The organism is Burkholderia sp. FW306-1C-G01B (genome assembly GCF_058781685.1).
Window position 1 is genome coordinate 113,451 of the sequence record NZ_JBYSWZ010000020.1, and the last position, 15,182, is coordinate 128,632.

General features: G+C 65.5%; 12 protein-coding genes and 1 pseudogene. 5 read left to right on the forward strand and 8 right to left on the reverse strand.

From position 1 onward, the window contains the following. Positions 1-116: 116 nt before the first annotated feature. Positions 117-596, reverse strand: a complete 480-nt coding sequence (locus tag AC3WLY_RS31535) for a PaaI family thioesterase (RefSeq protein WP_175960975.1) — start codon at positions 594-596, stop codon at positions 117-119. Continuing rightward, entirely contained in the window at positions 593-907 is a 315-nt protein-coding gene (locus AC3WLY_RS31540) for a Dabb family protein (RefSeq protein ID WP_175960977.1), read from the reverse strand. Before AC3WLY_RS31540 ends, AC3WLY_RS31535 begins: the two co-directional genes overlap by 4 nt. 64 nt (positions 908-971) lie before the next feature. Between AC3WLY_RS31540 and AC3WLY_RS31545 the strand changes: the two genes are divergently transcribed. Both AC3WLY_RS31545 and AC3WLY_RS31550 read left to right on the forward strand, forming a co-directional pair. After that, complete coding sequence (locus AC3WLY_RS31545; protein ID WP_492308760.1) at positions 972-1,286, forward strand: Arm DNA-binding domain-containing protein; 315 nt, start codon at positions 972-974, stop codon at positions 1,284-1,286. Between the two features lie 523 nt (positions 1,287-1,809). After that, complete coding sequence (locus tag AC3WLY_RS31550) at positions 1,810-2,265, forward strand: avidin/streptavidin family protein (protein ID WP_310141231.1); 456 nt, start codon at positions 1,810-1,812, stop codon at positions 2,263-2,265. 195 nt (positions 2,266-2,460) lie between these two features. On the opposite strand, the pseudogene AC3WLY_RS31555 reads toward AC3WLY_RS31550, so the two are convergent. Then, positions 2,461-2,931 (reverse strand): annotated as a pseudogene (locus AC3WLY_RS31555) (hypothetical protein); the annotation flags it as partial. Positions 2,932-3,529: 598 nt separating this feature from the next. On the opposite strand from AC3WLY_RS31555, the gene AC3WLY_RS31560 reads away from it, so the two are divergent. Then, a complete protein-coding gene (locus AC3WLY_RS31560) occupies positions 3,530-5,674 on the forward strand; it encodes a glucosidase family protein (protein ID WP_492308761.1) in 2,145 nt (714 codons plus the stop codon). Between the two features lie 28 nt (positions 5,675-5,702). Next, positions 5,703-5,843 (forward strand): hypothetical protein, encoded by a 141-nt coding sequence (locus tag AC3WLY_RS31565; protein ID WP_492308762.1) that lies wholly within the window; start codon positions 5,703-5,705, stop codon positions 5,841-5,843. Between the two features lie 49 nt (positions 5,844-5,892). Here the strand turns inward: AC3WLY_RS31565 and AC3WLY_RS31570 are convergent, their stop codons facing one another. The 5 genes from AC3WLY_RS31570 to AC3WLY_RS31590 form a co-directional block, all read right to left on the reverse strand. Then, a complete protein-coding gene (locus AC3WLY_RS31570; RefSeq protein ID WP_175960985.1) occupies positions 5,893-7,293 on the reverse strand; it encodes a sensor domain-containing diguanylate cyclase in 1,401 nt (466 codons plus the stop codon). 259 nt (positions 7,294-7,552) lie between these two features. Beyond that, complete coding sequence (locus tag AC3WLY_RS31575) at positions 7,553-8,731, reverse strand: acetyl-CoA C-acyltransferase (protein ID WP_492308763.1); 1,179 nt, start codon at positions 8,729-8,731, stop codon at positions 7,553-7,555. A gap of 103 nt (positions 8,732-8,834) precedes the next feature. Further along, positions 8,835-9,467: a bifunctional nicotinamidase/pyrazinamidase gene (gene pncA / locus AC3WLY_RS31580; protein WP_072437163.1), complete on the reverse strand. Its 633-nt coding sequence runs from the start codon at positions 9,465-9,467 to the stop codon at positions 8,835-8,837. Positions 9,468-9,511: 44 nt separating this feature from the next. After that, a complete protein-coding gene (locus AC3WLY_RS31585) occupies positions 9,512-11,596 on the reverse strand; it encodes a 3-hydroxyacyl-CoA dehydrogenase NAD-binding domain-containing protein (protein WP_492308764.1) in 2,085 nt (694 codons plus the stop codon). 213 nt (positions 11,597-11,809) lie between these two features. Next, the gene (locus AC3WLY_RS31590) at positions 11,810-13,453 is read right to left on the reverse strand and encodes a 3-(methylthio)propionyl-CoA ligase (protein WP_492308765.1); all 1,644 of its coding nucleotides are present in this window, start codon (positions 13,451-13,453) and stop codon (positions 11,810-11,812) included. 155 nt (positions 13,454-13,608) lie between these two features. Between AC3WLY_RS31590 and AC3WLY_RS31595 the strand changes: the two genes are divergently transcribed. Further along, positions 13,609-15,177, forward strand: coding sequence for a protein adenylyltransferase SelO (locus AC3WLY_RS31595; protein ID WP_492308766.1), 1,569 nt, complete (start codon positions 13,609-13,611; stop codon positions 15,175-15,177). Positions 15,178-15,182: the final 5 nt, after the last annotated feature.

Genomic DNA, 15,182 nt, shown 5'->3' on the forward strand with positions numbered 1-15,182 from the left:
CTGCGTGTCGAAATACCGGCCCTTCGGCGTCCGGTGAAGCGCGTCCTTCACGCAATCTCGCACCGCAAAACAAAACGGCCCTGCCTGTGAAGAGGCAGGGCCGTGCGTCGGGGCGCTTACGCGTCGCTCGGGCCGGGCTGCGCGTCCGGCGCCGTGCGCGAGCGTTGCCGCTTGATGTCGCGGCCCACCGCGAGCCGCCGCATGTACTTGAACGTACCGAGCGCCTTCGCGACGAAGTTGCCGTCGCTGTCGCGCACTTCGCCTTCGCAGTAGGCCATCGTCGTCGAACGATGCATCACGCGCCCGTATGCGCGCAATTCGCCGCGCCCCGGCTGCATGAAGTTCACCTTCATCTCGACCGTGACGACGCCGACGCCGTCGTCGGTCAGGCTGCGCGCCGCCATCGCGAGCGCGATGTCCGCAAGCGTCATCGTCACGCCGCCGTGCGCGATGCTCCACGTGTTCATGTGCCGCTCTTCGAGCGGCAGCACGATCTCGCTCGCGCCGTCCTTCGCGGACACGAGCTGCACGCCGAGCAGGTCGACGAACGGGCTTTCGATCGACGGGCCGTCCGCCGGGGATGCCGCGTCGCTCATCGTGCGCTGTCGACGACGTAGTCGACGCACTCGCGCGATTCGGCCACCGCGACGACGAATTTCTTCACTTCCTGGTGAACCGGGTGCACCTGGTAGGCGTCGAGCGCGGCCTTGTCCGCGAAATCGGACACGAGCACGATGTCGGAGGTCGCATCGAGGCCCGGCGTCGCCACGCCGACGTCGATCTGCAGGATGCCCGGTACGAGATCGCGGCAGCCTTCGAGCTTTTCCTTCAGCTTCAGCGCGTTCTGCGCGCGCGTCGCGCCTTCCGCGGATTCCTTCAACTTCCACATGACAATATGTCTGATCACTTCGTTCGCTCCAGTTCGTGTTGGTTCAGTGATTCGCCTGTAACCCTTACCAGTCGGGCTTCCTATGCCCTTTCGCTGTTCGCTCACGTTCGCCAGAAATCGCGCCCAGCCGAGAAAAAAGCGGGTAAGAAAGGGGGTATCACTCCAGCCTTCCAAAGACAATACCCTCTATTTCACCGTGCCACTTACCGACGTCAAGATCCGACGAGCGAAGGCAGGCGACAAGCCTACCAAACTTACCGACGCCAATGGACTGTATCTTGAGGTGCGTCCGTCCGGCTCCAAGCTCTGGCGATACCGATACAGGATTGCCGGGAGCCGGGAAGGAGAATCTATTCGCGATCGGCGAATACCCCGCCGTCAGCCTCCCGCGTGCTGAGTGCCAGTAGTATCCCCATTCCTTAAAAAGTGGGCACTTTTGACAACCCGCGCACCCGCACTCGTGGACACCGACTTGGGCTTACAAAACGACGTTTATTGCATTTCCAGAAATTAAGTCAAGCAGAACGAAACGGACTGAAACTCATCCTTAATCCAATCCCGCCCTATAATTTCTGGAGGATTTCGACATACATCTTGACTATCCTTAATCGCAGGACAATCTCTCGTGAAAAATATGAAATCTTCTATAAGGACATTCAGTTTTATCTAATAATCCGCTCCGATTGGTCACCTCAAGAGTCATTTTATGAAAGACTCAAATCATCGCCAGTGTAGTTGCTGAATGGAAACGACCGGACAAACACATTGCCCACTCGATCAAATCTCATCAAAGGATGATTGCTGCTAGCAGACATCATCAGTCGAGCTCGCACAAAATTCGTGCCGGATTGGGGTAAGGTTCGCCATTGAGTGGCTGAGCCGATACGCGGGATCCGCACAGTAGAACGGAAGGAACCGAAATGAAGAAAACTCTCGTATCACTCGCTATTTTGGGGACCGTCGCATCACCTTCATGGGCCGACACGGCAACTTGCCAAAATCCAGTCGGCGCGTGGCGCAACGAGTTGGGCTCAACAATGAAGATCTCCTCCGTCGCGAGCAGCGGCGCCATTACCGGAACGTATATCTCGCCTTCTGGAACTGGCGGACAGACCTTTTCACTTTCCGGCTGGTATTACGCGGCACCGTCTTCAAGCCCCGGACTTGATCAAGTCACGTTGGTTACATTTTCCGTAAATTGGAACAATAACTCGGCTAGCTACAATAGCATTACAACCTGGTCAGGACTTTGCCAAGTGACGAACGGTGCACCGACGATCACGGCGCTTTACTATTACGCAAACGCTTTCGCTCAGTTTCCGTGGAAACACGTCAATGTAGGGCAAGATATTTTCACACCAGTTAGCTCACAGTAAGAGGGCCGCTGCAGACGTTCCTACACCCGAGTCGCGCGTCAGCGTCAGGACTCGAAATGAAAGCGCCTCGCTGCCAACGGATCGGCGCGAGGTGCAGTTCGAAGCACAACAAAAAGCCCTGAGGGCTTACGCACTCAGGGCTTCTATATCCATTTCGTAGGGACGAACGCCCCCCACACGACCTAACGGGCTCCACTATGTGTTCTTATGTCCCGAGAGGTTTGCACGACTAACGCACGGTGCCAGCGATTCTCGCAATTGACGGCGCATTGTGTCGGACACCGATCCATTCACGTGATCGAGCAGCGCGTGCATGTCATGAAAACGACGAGACCAGTGCCGACGATATTCATCGAGCAGGACACCGATCGCCTGCGCACGCGCTGCTTCGTCAATCGGCGGCTTGCCCGAGCCGGCGCAATCCGGACGAATGTAGCGGCCGTCTCGCCGTACGATGCCGCGCCCTTCGCACCGCACGCACCGATCGTTGATCCATTCGTCGAGCAAGCGCAACGCGAAGCGCTCGACGATACCGACCTTTGCACGCTCGACTTCATGTCCTGCACGCTGATCACGTCGCTCGTCACGCTCCAGGCCCGTGAACCGACTGCGCTTGAAACGACCCGACAAGCGGATCATCTGCCCAAACAGCAACGTCGCTTTCCGCTGCATCGCAGGAACGCGGATTGCTCATGCGTCGCACGCTCCGTTTCCGCGCATTCCGGCATTGCCCGACAACAGCCGGCACAAACGCGACGATTCAACTCCTGTCCGGCACCAATCGCCGAATTGAAACGTCATTGTCAATTGTTTCGCCCACCGGATATCCGGATTCCACTATTTACTTTCTTTGAATCGCATATTTTACCGACTCAACGGGTAATAATTGCGATCGCCTTTTCAATCGAACATTGGAAAACCGCGAAAACATTATTGACTTCAACTTTCCCGTAAATTTAGAATCCCCTACGACGGCTTACGTTTCATTTTCTCCCGCCGCATACGAGTCGCCATTCGCTCGCGCGAAGGCCACCCCTGAGCCTTTTCCCGCGCCGCGCCGGGGCGACGCCCTCTGCCATTTCCGTTTTCGGCACTGATCGATCATTCGCTTTTTTGCCGCGCAATTCGCTTGTCGCAGAAGCATCACATCTCGATTAATTCCAGGCATTCGCCCGAATGTCCGCAGCACAGAACGAAACGGACGGAAGATCCGTTCATTCGACCATTCCGATAAAAATCGCCAGTCACCAGGAGGGACATCAACATGCATCGCCTTGCGAAGTCGCTGTGTCTCGGATTCGTCTGCGCCGGCCTGCTCGCCGCATGCAACGACGACGACGTCAAGTCGAGCGACGCACCGTCGCACAACGCCGCGCTGTCGTTTCGCATGGACACCGGCGGCCAGATCAACGCGTTCTACCGGCAGGACAAGGTCGCCGCGCACCTGCTGGCGCGCTCGTCGACAAAACCGCGCCTGCTCGTGGTCTTCCCCGCCGGCAACAGCGGCACTGGGCTGTGGTTCGACGACACCGCACAGCCGGTGAACTGGAGCCTCGACACGCCACCGTCCGCGCTGTCGGCCCCCGACACGCACGGCCGCCCGCTGTACGGCATCGGCGCCGACGTGTCGGTGGACACCGACACGCTGACGATCCGCCAGGGCGTGCTCAGCAACGTACGCTTCCTGCGCGACTTCAACGGCGGCGCAACGATTCCGCAGCAAATCGTCACGGCGCCGGCGATCCAGGGCAGCGCAGTGCAATGGCAACGCGACCGGATCGACGGTGCGCCCGGCTACGCGCTGCGCATCACGCTGCGCGATGGCGGCAGCATCGCGCCGGCAGCGGGCGGCAAGCTCGTGCTGCGCGCACCGGCGGGCTCGCACACGCTGAAGTTGCATGTCGACGCGCTGTCGGGCGAGACGCCGCTGTCGCCGATCACGCGCGCCGATTTACTCGCGCCGTCCGTGAACCCCGATCCGGTCAGCCAGAACGTGCTCGAATTCCTGAGCTTCCACGACAAGCTGCTGGCCGGCTCGTGGCAGTACGACACGTACTTCGGCCGCGACACGCTGATCTCGGTCCGCATGCTGATGCCCGTGCTCGAACCGGCGGCGATCGAGGCCGGTTTGTCGTCGGTGCTGAGCCGCCTGTCGGCCGACGGCAAGGTCGCGCACGAGGAAGGCATCGGCGAATTCGCGCTGGTCGACAACCAGAAGAACGGGCGACCGAACGATCCGACGCCGACCTACGACTACAAGATGATCGACAGCGACTATCTGCTCGCGCCGATCGCGGCCGCGTGGCTGATCGACGACACGCGCGGCCAGGCCCGCGCGGCCGCCTATCTGGCGCAGCGCGGCAGCGACGGGCAGACCAACGGCAGCCGCCTGGTCGTCAACCTGCTGCACGTCGCGACGACCGCGCAGCCGTTCGCGCAGCAGCCGTCGGTCGTGAACCTGATCCACCTGCGGCCCGGAGAGATCGTCGGCAACTGGCGCGACAGCACCGACGGGCTCGGCGGCGGCGTCTACCCGTACGACGTGAACGCGGTGCTCGTGCCGGCCGCGTTGCGCGCGGCGAATGCGTTCCTCGCGCGCGGCCTGCTCGATCCGTACCTGGATGCCGCGCAGCGCGCGACGCTCGCCAACACGGCGAACCAGGCCGCCGCGTGGGAAACGCAGGCGCCGCCGCTGTTCCAGGTCAGCGTGCCGGCCGCGCAGGCAGCCACCGACGTGTCCGCCTATGCGCCGTCCGCCGGCGTGCCGGCCGGTGCCGCGCCGAGCGCACCGCTGTCGTTCTACGCGCTGTCGCTCGATCAGCAGGGCAACCCGGTTCCGGTGATGAATTCCGACGGCGGCTTCGCACTGCTGTTCGGCACGCCGCCGGACGACGAGCTCCAGCGGATCGTCGCCGACGTCACGCGGCCGTTCCCGACCGGGCTCGTGACCGATGCCGGGATGCTGATCGCGAACCCGGCGTATGCGAACCAGTCGCTGTGGCCGAAGTTCACGAGCTCCGCATACCACGGCACGGTCATCTGGTCGTGGCAGCAGGCGATGTGGGTGGCCGGGCTCGATCGCCAGCTCGCGCGCCAGGACCTGTCGGCCGCGACCCGTGCATTGCTCGCGCAGGCGCGGCAGACGATCTGGCAGGTGATCTCGAACGGGCGCGACATGCGCACGTCGGAGATGTGGACATGGTCCTACGTGAACGGCCAGTACCGGACCGATGCATTCGGCACGCGCAGCGCGGACGCGACCGAAGCCAACGCGGCGCAGCTCTGGAGTACGACGTATCTCGCGATCCGCGATCCGCAGCAGCGCGCGGGCAAGTACTGGTGGCAGGCGTCGCAGCGGATGCAGGACACGCAGCCGACCGGCAACGCGGCAGCCGTCGCGTCGCGATAGCGCATCGCACGCGGGCACGGGGGCGCTGGTGCGCGTGCTGGAACACGTGCCGTCGGCCGCCGGCACGCCGATGCATGTGGTGTGGCCCGCGACGCGGCTCCTGCCGCACAAGCTGAGGGTGGCGATCGATGCGGTGCTGGCGGCGATTCCGCCGCTGCTCGCGTCGTAGGCGGCCGATTTCGACGAGCCGTGCGCGACTCGCCCCGCTCGCCCGGGCGTTACCGCGACACGACCCGGTTCCGCCCTTCCCGCTTCGCCTGGTACAGCCGCTCGTCGACCACGCGCAGCAGCGCATCGACCGTACTGCCGTCGACCCCGTATTGCGCGACGCCGACGCTGACCGTCACCTGCACGCGCTTGAAGTCCAGCCCGAACGGCGAACTCGCGATCGACGAGCGCACGCGCTCGGCCGTCATCCGCGCGCCCTCGAGCGGCATCTCCGGCAGCAGCGCCATGAACTCCTCGCCGCCGACTCGCGCGAGCCCGCCCGCCGGCCGGATCGCCTCGAGGCACTGGCGTACGACGCCGCGCAGCACCTCGTCGCCGATCTGGTGCCCGTACGCATCGTTGATGTTCTTGAAATTGTCGAGATCGAGCGCGAGCAGGCAAAACGGCGTGCCGTCGCGCTCGGCCCGCACCATCTCGCGCTCGACCTGCGCGATGAACTGCCGGCGGTTCGATGCGCCCGTCATCGGATCGGTCGCGGCCATGTACTCGAGCTTCTGGTTCGTGCGCCGCAGTTCCTGCAGCGCGCTCTCGGCGCGCGCCATCGACTCCGACAGCCGGCTCATCAGGTCTTCCTGGCTGTAGATCGCCGAGAACGAGCGCGTCGTCTGCAGCGCCTGCACGACGCCGTAGCTGAGCAGGAAGAAGCCGCCCGCGAAGATCGCGTGCGCGAGCCACCACATGTGGTTCCACGGCTTGCCGAGAATGAATGCGAGCGACGACAGCGCGAACGCCATGATCGACATGCCGTAGATCACCATCAGCGGCGAGCGGATTCGCCGCGCGAGCAGCACGCCGACGTTCAGCAGCGAGAACACGAGCGCGCCGCCCTCCATCGACAGCCGCGTGCCCAGCGCGCCCGCGACCGGCGAATACGCGATGTACGCAACGGCCACGTTGACGATCACGAAGAACATGATCCACGGCAGCCACGTCCGGACGCTCGTGCGCTTCTCGACGCGATCGGGCGGACGCGAATACGACATCAGGCCCGTGAGCAGCAGGATCGACATCACGAGCCGCGACGCGGGCCCGTACAGCAGGAACAGCCAGATATTGTGGTGCGCCATCCCGGTGAATGCACCGTGCAGCGAATAGATCATCGCGAAGCCGAGAAAGCCGAGCGTCAGCCAGCGCAGCAGCGGCTCGCCGGACGACCGGTAGCACACCCACGTCACGTAGGTGACGAACGCGCCCTCGAGGGTCGCCGCCGCAATCGCGATTTCATGGAACACGTGGCTCTCGAACACGACACGCGGGTCGCCGAAGAACCACAGATAGGCAATCAGATAGGCAGGCAGCAACGCGAATCCGACCAGCAGGCATTTCGCGTAAAGCCTCGCGGCCGCGCTGACGACGCGCGGCGGTTCCCCGGCTGCATAGGTCGTACTCATTCGGTCCCCGGTCGGTCTGCTGCGTTGGTTCAACCTTCGCGGCACGTATCGCGCGATGTACGATCCGGCCCGTCGTGCCGAACGGCAAATGTCAGAGCAAGTATAGGTGGGGCAATTCGTTTGACAAGTAAGGGGAAACGGCATTGCCGGGAGCATGTCTTTTGCTTCCCGATTGTTTCGAATGGCGGTACTGTCACGCCGTTCGTGTCGCGGCCGCTGGCCTCGCCGAAGCGAAACCGCGACCGCCACCAGCCAAAAATCAGATAATTTCGAACAGGCCCGCCGCGCCCTGCCCGCCGCCGATGCACATCGTGACAACCACGTATTTCACGCCTCGGCGCTTGCCTTCGATCAGCGCATGGCCCGTCAGGCGGGCGCCCGACACGCCGTACGGATGGCCGACGGCGATCGCACCGCCGTTCACGTTCAGACGATCCTCGGGAATCCCGAGCGTGTCGCGGCAGTACAGCACCTGCACCGCGAACGCCTCGTTCAGTTCCCACAGGCCGATGTCGCCGACCTTCAGCCCCGCCTGCTTCAGCAGCTTGGGCACCGCGAACACGGGGCCGATGCCCATCTCGTCCGGTTCGCAGCCGGCCACCGCGAAGCCGCGGAACACGCCCAGCGGCTGCAGCCCTTCGCGCTGCGCGGCAGCGGCGCTCATCACGACGCACGCCGACGCGCCGTCCGAGAACTGGCTCGCGTTGCCGGCGGTGATCACGCCGCCCGGCACGGCCGAACGGATCTTCGACACGCCTTCGAGCGTCGTGTCGGGACGGATGCCTTCGTCGGCCGATACGGTCACCTCCTTCGTGAACAGGCGGCCCGTCGCCTTGTCGGCGATACCCGCGAGCACGGTGATCGGCACGATCTCGTCGTGGAAAAGACCGGCTTCCTGAGCGGCCGCGGCCCGCAGTTGCGACTGCACGCCGTACTCGTCCTGCCGCTCCTTCGAGATTCCGTAGCGCTTCGCGACGTTCTCGGCCGTCTGCAGCATGTTCCAGTAGATCTCGGGCTTGTGCTCGACCAGCCAGCCCTCCTGGACCATGTGCCGGTTCATCTCGTTCTGCACGCACGAGATCGATTCGACACCGCCCGCAACATATACGTCGCCTTCGCCCGCGATGATCCGCTGCGCGGCCAGCGCGATGGTCTGCAGCCCCGACGAGCAGAAACGGTTCACCGTCATCCCCGGCACGGTCACCGGCAGCCCCGCGCGCAGCGCGATCTGCCGCGCGATGTTCGCGCCGGTCGCGCCTTCGGGGTTCGCGCAGCCCATGATCACGTCCTCGACGCGCGCGGGGTCGAGCTTCGCGCGTTCGAGCGCGGCCGCGACCACGTGGCCGCCGAGCGTCGCGCCGTGCGTCATGTTGAAGGCGCCGCGCCAGGATTTCGCGAGCGGCGTGCGTGCGGTCGATACGATTACGGCTTCGGTCATGCGAGTCTCCTTCGGTCCTGCTTCATGTCAGGGTCTGTTTACATATGGAACGCGGCATGTGCGTTCCATATGTAAACAGACCCTGAATCGGATGGGGAATGCGCTACGCCGCCGGGCGCGCGCCCGCGGACGTCACATGTGCGACGCCCGCTGCCTGCATCTGCTGCCATGCGTGCGCGAGCGACCCGTTCAGGTCGATCGCGCGGCACGCGTCGTTGATCACCGCGGCTTCGAAACCGGCCGCGCGCGCATCGAGCGCCGACCACGCGACGCAATAGTCGGTCGCGAGCCCGCAGCACCACACACGCTTCGCGCCGAGTTCGCGCAGATAACCCGCAAGCCCCGTGCGGGTCGTGCGGTCGGCCTCGACGAACGCGGAATAGCTGTCGACCTGCGCGTCGCCGCCCTTGCGGATCACGAGCCGCGCATGCGGGATGTCGAGGTCGCGATGCAGCGCCGCGCCGTCGGTGTCCTGCACGCAGTGCACGGGCCACAGCACCTGCTCGCCGTACGGCAGCGTGAGCGTCGAGAACGGCTCGCGCCCCGGATGGTTCGCCGCGAACGACACGTGCTCGCGCGGGTGCCAGTCCTGCGTCAGCACGACCTGGTCGAAGCGTCGCGCAAGCGCGTTGATCACCGGCACGACCGCGTCGCCGTCCGGCACCGCGAGCGCGCCGCCCGGCATGAAGTCGTATTGCACGTCGATCACGAGCAGTACGTCGTCGGTGCGTTTCATTGCGTTTCTCCTGCGGAAATCGGTTGCGCCGCCGCGCGATATCGTCAGCCGTTGAACCCGCGGCCGGCCTTCGCGAGCTCCACGATCGACGGCGCGAGCTGCCATGCGTCGCCGTTCGGCGCGGCCGCGTAGCGGCGAATCGCGCGCTCGACGTTGTAGAGGCCGACCATGTCCGCGTACAGCATCGGGCCGCCGCGCCACAGCGGGAAGCCATAGCCGGTCAGGTAGACCATGTCGATGTCGGACGCCTTCGATGCGATCTTCTCTTCGAGGATCTTCGCGCCTTCGTTGACGAGCGCGAACACCAGCCGCTCGACGATCTCGTCGTCGCCGATCTTGCGCCGCTCGACGCCGCGCTCCTTCGAATACGCGACGACCATCTCGTCGACCAGCGACGACGGCTTCGCGTTGCGATCGCCCGGCACGTAGTCGTACCAGCCGGCGCCCGTCTTCTGACCGAAGCGGCCCTGCTCGCACAGGCGGTCGGCGATCTTCGAGTACTGGAGATCCGGCTTCTCGACGTAACGACGCTTGCGGATCGCCCAGCCGATGTCGTTGCCGGCGAGATCGCTCATCCGGAACGGCCCCATCGCGAAACCGAACTTCTCGATCGCGCGATCCACCTGCGCAGGCAGCGCGCCTTCCTCGAGCATGAAGAGCGCCTGGCGGATGTACTGCTCGATCATCCGGTTGCCGATGAAGCCGTCGCACACGCCCGACACGACCGCCGTCTTGCGGATCTTCTTCGCGACGGCCATCACGGTCGCGAGCACGTCCTTCGCGGTCTGCGCGCCGCGCACGACCTCGAGCAGCTTCATCACGTTCGCCGGGCTGAAGAAGTGCATGCCGACGACGTCCTGCGGACGCTTCGTGAACGCCGCGATCCTGTCGACGTCGAGCGTCGACGTGTTCGACGCGAGGATCGCGCCCGGTTTCGCGACTTCGTCGAGCTTCCTGAACACCTGCTCCTTCACGCCGAGTTCCTCGAACACGGCCTCGACGATCAGGTCGGCATCCTTCAGGTCGTCGTAGGACAGCGTCGGCGTGATCAGCGCCATGCGCGCGTCGAGCTTCTCCTGCGTGAGCTTGCCCTTCTTCACCTGCGCGTCGTAGTTCTTGCGGATCGTCGCGACGCCGCGCTCGAGCGCTTCCTGTTTCGTCTCGAGCAGCATGACGGGCAGGCCCGCGTTGACGAAGTTCATCGCGATCCCGCCGCCCATCGTGCCCGCGCCGATCACGCCGACGCGACGGATCTCGCGCAGCGGCGTATCGGCCGGCACGTCGGGAATCTTGCTCGCCGCACGCTCGCCGAAGAACGCATGGCGCAGCGCGCGGCTTTCCGGCGTCATCATCAGCGCGACGAAACCCTCGCGCTCGGCGACGCTGCCCTTGTCGAAGCCGTTCAGCACGCCGGCCTCGATCGCGTCGATGCACTTGTGCGGCGCGGGGAAGTTCGGCGCCGCGGCCCGCGCGGAATTGCGCGCGAACTGGATGAAGCCTGCGGCGTTCTCGTGGACGATCTTGCGATCGCGCACGCGCGGATGCGGCCCCTTCTGCGCCCCGACCTTGCGCGCGAACGCGACGGCCGCGTCGAGCAGGTCGCCGTCGGCCATCTCGTCGAACAGCCCGCTCTTCGCAAGCTGCTCGGACGGCACGGGCGCGCCCGACACGATCATGTTCAGTGCGGTTTCGAGCCCGACCGCGCGCGGCAGGCGCTGCGTGCCGCCCGCGCCCGGCAGCAGGCCGAGCTTCACTTCGGGCAGCGCGACCTGCGCGCCGGGCGCCGCGACGCGGTAGTGCGCACCGAGCGCGAGCTCGAGGCCGCCGCCCATCACGACGCTGTGCAGCGCCGCGACGACGGGCTTAGCGCTCGCCTCCACCGCGCGGATCACGGTGTGCAGCGTCGGCTCCTGCAGCGCCTTCGGCGTATTGAATTCGGTGATGTCGGCGCCGCCCGAGAACGCGCGGCCCGCGCCGGTCAGCACGATGGCCGTGACCGACGGGTCCTGCGCGGCGCGATCGAGCGCGTCCATGACGCCCTGCCGGGTCGACAGGCCGAGCCCGTTGACGGGCGGATTGTTGAGCGTGAGGACGGCCACGCCGTCGCGAGTCGAGTAATCCACTGCCATCTGCCTGCCTCCATGCATCGCGCGCCGGGGTGGCTGCGCTTCATTGTGCGCGGTCGAACGGCCGCATGTCCGGATCGAACGGAGGCAGCATACAACGAAAAAGCACGGTCGTTCAATTTGAATTTGTATCCCGACCGGGGGACGGATCGGGCGACCGGATCGCGGGCCGTCGCCGGCCCGCGCTTGCCTGGCCTTATGGCGCCTTGCGGCTCCTTATGGCTCGCACACCGCCGTCGGCAACACGTAATCGCGGAACGTCTCGCGCAGCTTCAGCTTCTGCAGCTTGCCGGTCGCGGTGTGCGGCAACGATTCGACGAACACGACGTCGTCGGGGATCCACCATTTCGCGACCTTGCCCTCATAGAACGCGAGCAGCGCGTCGCGGCTCAGGTTCGCGCCTTCGCGGGGCACCACGACGAGCAGCGGACGCTCGGTCCATTTCGGGTGCGCGCATGCGATGCACGCGGCTTCGGCCACGCCCGGGTGCGCGATCGCGACGTTCTCGATGTCGATCGAGCTGATCCACTCGCCGCCCGACTTGATCACGTCCTTGCTGCGGTCGGTGATCTGCAGGAAGCCGTCGGGGTCGATCGTCGCGACGTCGCCGGTCGGAAACCAGCCGTCCGACAGCGGCGACGCATCGCCGCGGAAGTAGTGATCAATCACCCACGGCCCGCGCACCTGCAGTTCGCCGAACGCGACGCCGTCCCACGGCAATTCATGGCCGTCCTCGCCGACGATGCGCATGTCGACGCCGCAGATCACGCGCCCCTGCTTCTCGAGCAGCCGGCGCTGCGCGTCGAGCGGACGCTGCGACTGCGCCCAGTTGAGCTTCGCGAGCGTGCCGAGCGGCGACAGTTCGGTCATCCCCCACGCATGAATCACGCGCACGCCGTATTCGTCCTCGAACGTGCGCAGCATCGCGGGCGGGCACGCGGAGCCGCCTATCACCGTGCGGTTCAGCGTCGAGAAGCGCACGCCGGCTTCGCGCATGTAGTTCAGCAGGCCGAGCCACACGGTCGGCACGCCCGCGGAGAACGTCACGCGCTCGGCCTCCATCAGCTCGTACAGCGATTTCCCGTCGAGATCCTTGCCGGGCAGCACCAGCTTGCCGCCGGTGAGCGGCACCGCGTACGGCAGCCCCCACGCATTGACGTGAAACATCGGCACGACGGGCAGCACCGCATCCATCGCGGACAGGTTCATCGCGTCGGGCAGCGCGGCACCGTACGCGTGCAGCACCGTCGAGCGGTGCGAATACAGCACGCCTTTCGGATTGCCGGTCGTGCCCGACGTGTAGCAGAGCCCCGACGCCTGCTGCTCGTCGAGGCGCGGCCAGTCGAAGCGGCCGTCCTCCGCTTCGACGAGCGTTTCGTAGCAGAGCAACGGCGTCGCGCAGGACGGCAGGTGCGCGGCGTCCGTCATCGCGACCCAGCCCTTCACGTGCGGACAGTGCGGCGCGATCGCGTCGACGAGCGGCGCGAAATTGATGTCGAACAGGACGTAGCGGTCTTCCGCGTGATTGACGATGTACGCGATCTGCTCGGGGAAGAGGCGCGGATTGATCGTGTGGCATACGGCACCCATCCCGCCGATCCCGTAATACGCCTCCAGATGCCGGTAGCCGTTCCACGCCAGCGTGCCGACGCGGTCGCCGGTTTCGACGCCGAGCCGTGCGAGCGCCTGCGCGAGCTGCTTCGCGCGGCGTTCGCAATCGCGGTACGTGTAGCGATGCGCATCGCCCTCGATGCGCTTCGACACGATCTCGGTGTCGCCCGCGTGACGCGCGGCATGCGCGATCAGCGAGGACACCAGCAACGGCATGTCCATCATCTGGCCCAGCAACGGCTTACCCATCGTCTTGTTCTCCCGGAAGGACGCGAATCGGTGACCAGCCTCGAACCGGCGCGCGCCCGTCAGCGGCCCGGACGGGCGCGGCGCACGGTGCGCGGGCCGCCATGCGGGCGGCGCGGCGCCGCCTTACAATATCGGCTTACCCAGAGGCGCTCAACATGTCGTTTTCCCGAAGCGCAGCCGATCCGGCTGACACCTTGCCCGACCTCGCCGCCACGCTCGGCGCACCCGCCGAAGGCGCGTTCGTCCAGCTCGGCGACGCGTTTCATACGCGGCTGCCGGCCGCGCCGCTTGCCGCGCCGTACGTCGTCGGCTTTTCCGACGAAGTCGCGCAACTGCTCGACCTGCCTGCGTCGCTCGCCGCGCAGCCCGGCTTTGCCGAACTGTTCGCCGGCAACCCGACACGCGACTGGCCCGCAACCGCGATGCCGTACGCATCGGTGTATTCCGGCCACCAGTTCGGCGTGTGGGCCGGCCAGCTCGGCGACGGCCGCGCGCTGACGATCGGCGAGCGCACCGGCACCGATGGCCGCCGCTACGAGCTGCAACTGAAAGGCAGCGGCCGCACGCCGTACTCGCGAATGGGCGACGGCCGCGCGGTGCTGCGCTCGTCGATCCGCGAATTCCTGTGCTCGGAAGCGATGCATCACCTCGGCATCCCGACCACGCGCGCGCTGACGGTGATCGGCTCCGACCAGCCGGTGGTCCGCGAGGAGATCGAGACGTCGGCCGTCGTCACGCGCGTGTCGGAAAGCTTCGTGCGCTTCGGCCACTTCGAGCACTTCTTCTCGAACGATCGCCCCGACCTGCTGCGCCAGCTCGCCGATCACGTGATCGACCGCTTCTATCCGGATTGCCGAAACGCGGACGATCCGTACCTCGCGCTGCTCGAAGCCGCGACACTGCGCACGGCCGACCTCGTCGCGCAGTGGCAGGCCGTCGGCTTCTGCCACGGCGTGATGAACACGGACAACATGTCGATCCTCGGCGTGACGATCGACTACGGCCCGTTCGGCTTCGTCGACGCGTTCGACGCGAACCATATCTGCAACCACTCCGATAACAGCGGCCGCTACGCATACCGGATGCAGCCGCGCATCGCGCACTGGAACTGCTATTGCCTTGCGCAGGCGCTGCTGCCGCTGATCGGGCTGCAGCACGGCATCGCCGATGACGATGCGCGCGCCGAGCGCGCGGTGGACGACGCGCAGGCCGTGCTCGCGAAATTTCCAGAACGCTTCGGCCCGGCGCTCGAACGCGCGATGCGCGCGAAGCTCGGCCTCGAGCTCGAACGCGAGAACGATGCCGAACTCGCGAACAAGCTGCTCGAGACGATGCATGCGAGCCATGCTGATTTCACGCTGACGTTCCGCCGCCTCGCGCAACTGTCGAAGCACGACGCGAGCCGCGACGCGCCCGTGCGCGACCTGTTCATCGACCGAGACGCGTTCGACGCCTGGGCGAACCTCTACCGCGCGCGGCTGTCCGAGGAAACGCGTGACGATGCGGCACGTGCGGCCGCGATGAACCGCGTGAACCCGAAATACGTATTGCGCAACCATCTGGCCGAAGTCGCGATCCGGCGCGCGAAGGAAAAGGATTTTTCGGAGATCGAGCGGCTCGCGCAGATCCTGCGCCGGCCGTTCGACGAACAACCGGAGCATGACGCGTACGCGGCGTTGCCGCCCGACTGGGCCGGGTCGCTCGAAGTGAGCTGCTCGTCCTGAAGCCC

Coding starts and splice junctions, on each gene's coding strand:
- AC3WLY_RS31535 (WP_175960975.1), bottom strand. CDS start 596: ATGAGCGACGCGGCATCCCCGGCGGACGGCCCGTCGATCGAAAGCCCG.
- AC3WLY_RS31545 (WP_492308760.1), top strand. CDS start 972: ATGCCCTTTCGCTGTTCGCTCACGTTCGCCAGAAATCGCGCCCAGCCG.
- AC3WLY_RS31550 (WP_310141231.1), top strand. CDS start 1,810: ATGAAGAAAACTCTCGTATCACTCGCTATTTTGGGGACCGTCGCATCA.
- AC3WLY_RS31560 (WP_492308761.1), top strand. CDS start 3,530: ATGCATCGCCTTGCGAAGTCGCTGTGTCTCGGATTCGTCTGCGCCGGC.
- AC3WLY_RS31570 (WP_175960985.1), bottom strand. CDS start 7,293: ATGAGTACGACCTATGCAGCCGGGGAACCGCCGCGCGTCGTCAGCGCG.
- AC3WLY_RS31575 (WP_492308763.1), bottom strand. CDS start 8,731: ATGACCGAAGCCGTAATCGTATCGACCGCACGCACGCCGCTCGCGAAA.
- pncA (WP_072437163.1), bottom strand. CDS start 9,467: ATGAAACGCACCGACGACGTACTGCTCGTGATCGACGTGCAATACGAC.
- AC3WLY_RS31585 (WP_492308764.1), bottom strand. CDS start 11,596: ATGGCAGTGGATTACTCGACTCGCGACGGCGTGGCCGTCCTCACGCTC.
- AC3WLY_RS31590 (WP_492308765.1), bottom strand. CDS start 13,453: ATGGGTAAGCCGTTGCTGGGCCAGATGATGGACATGCCGTTGCTGGTG.
- AC3WLY_RS31595 (WP_492308766.1), top strand. CDS start 13,609: ATGTCGTTTTCCCGAAGCGCAGCCGATCCGGCTGACACCTTGCCCGAC.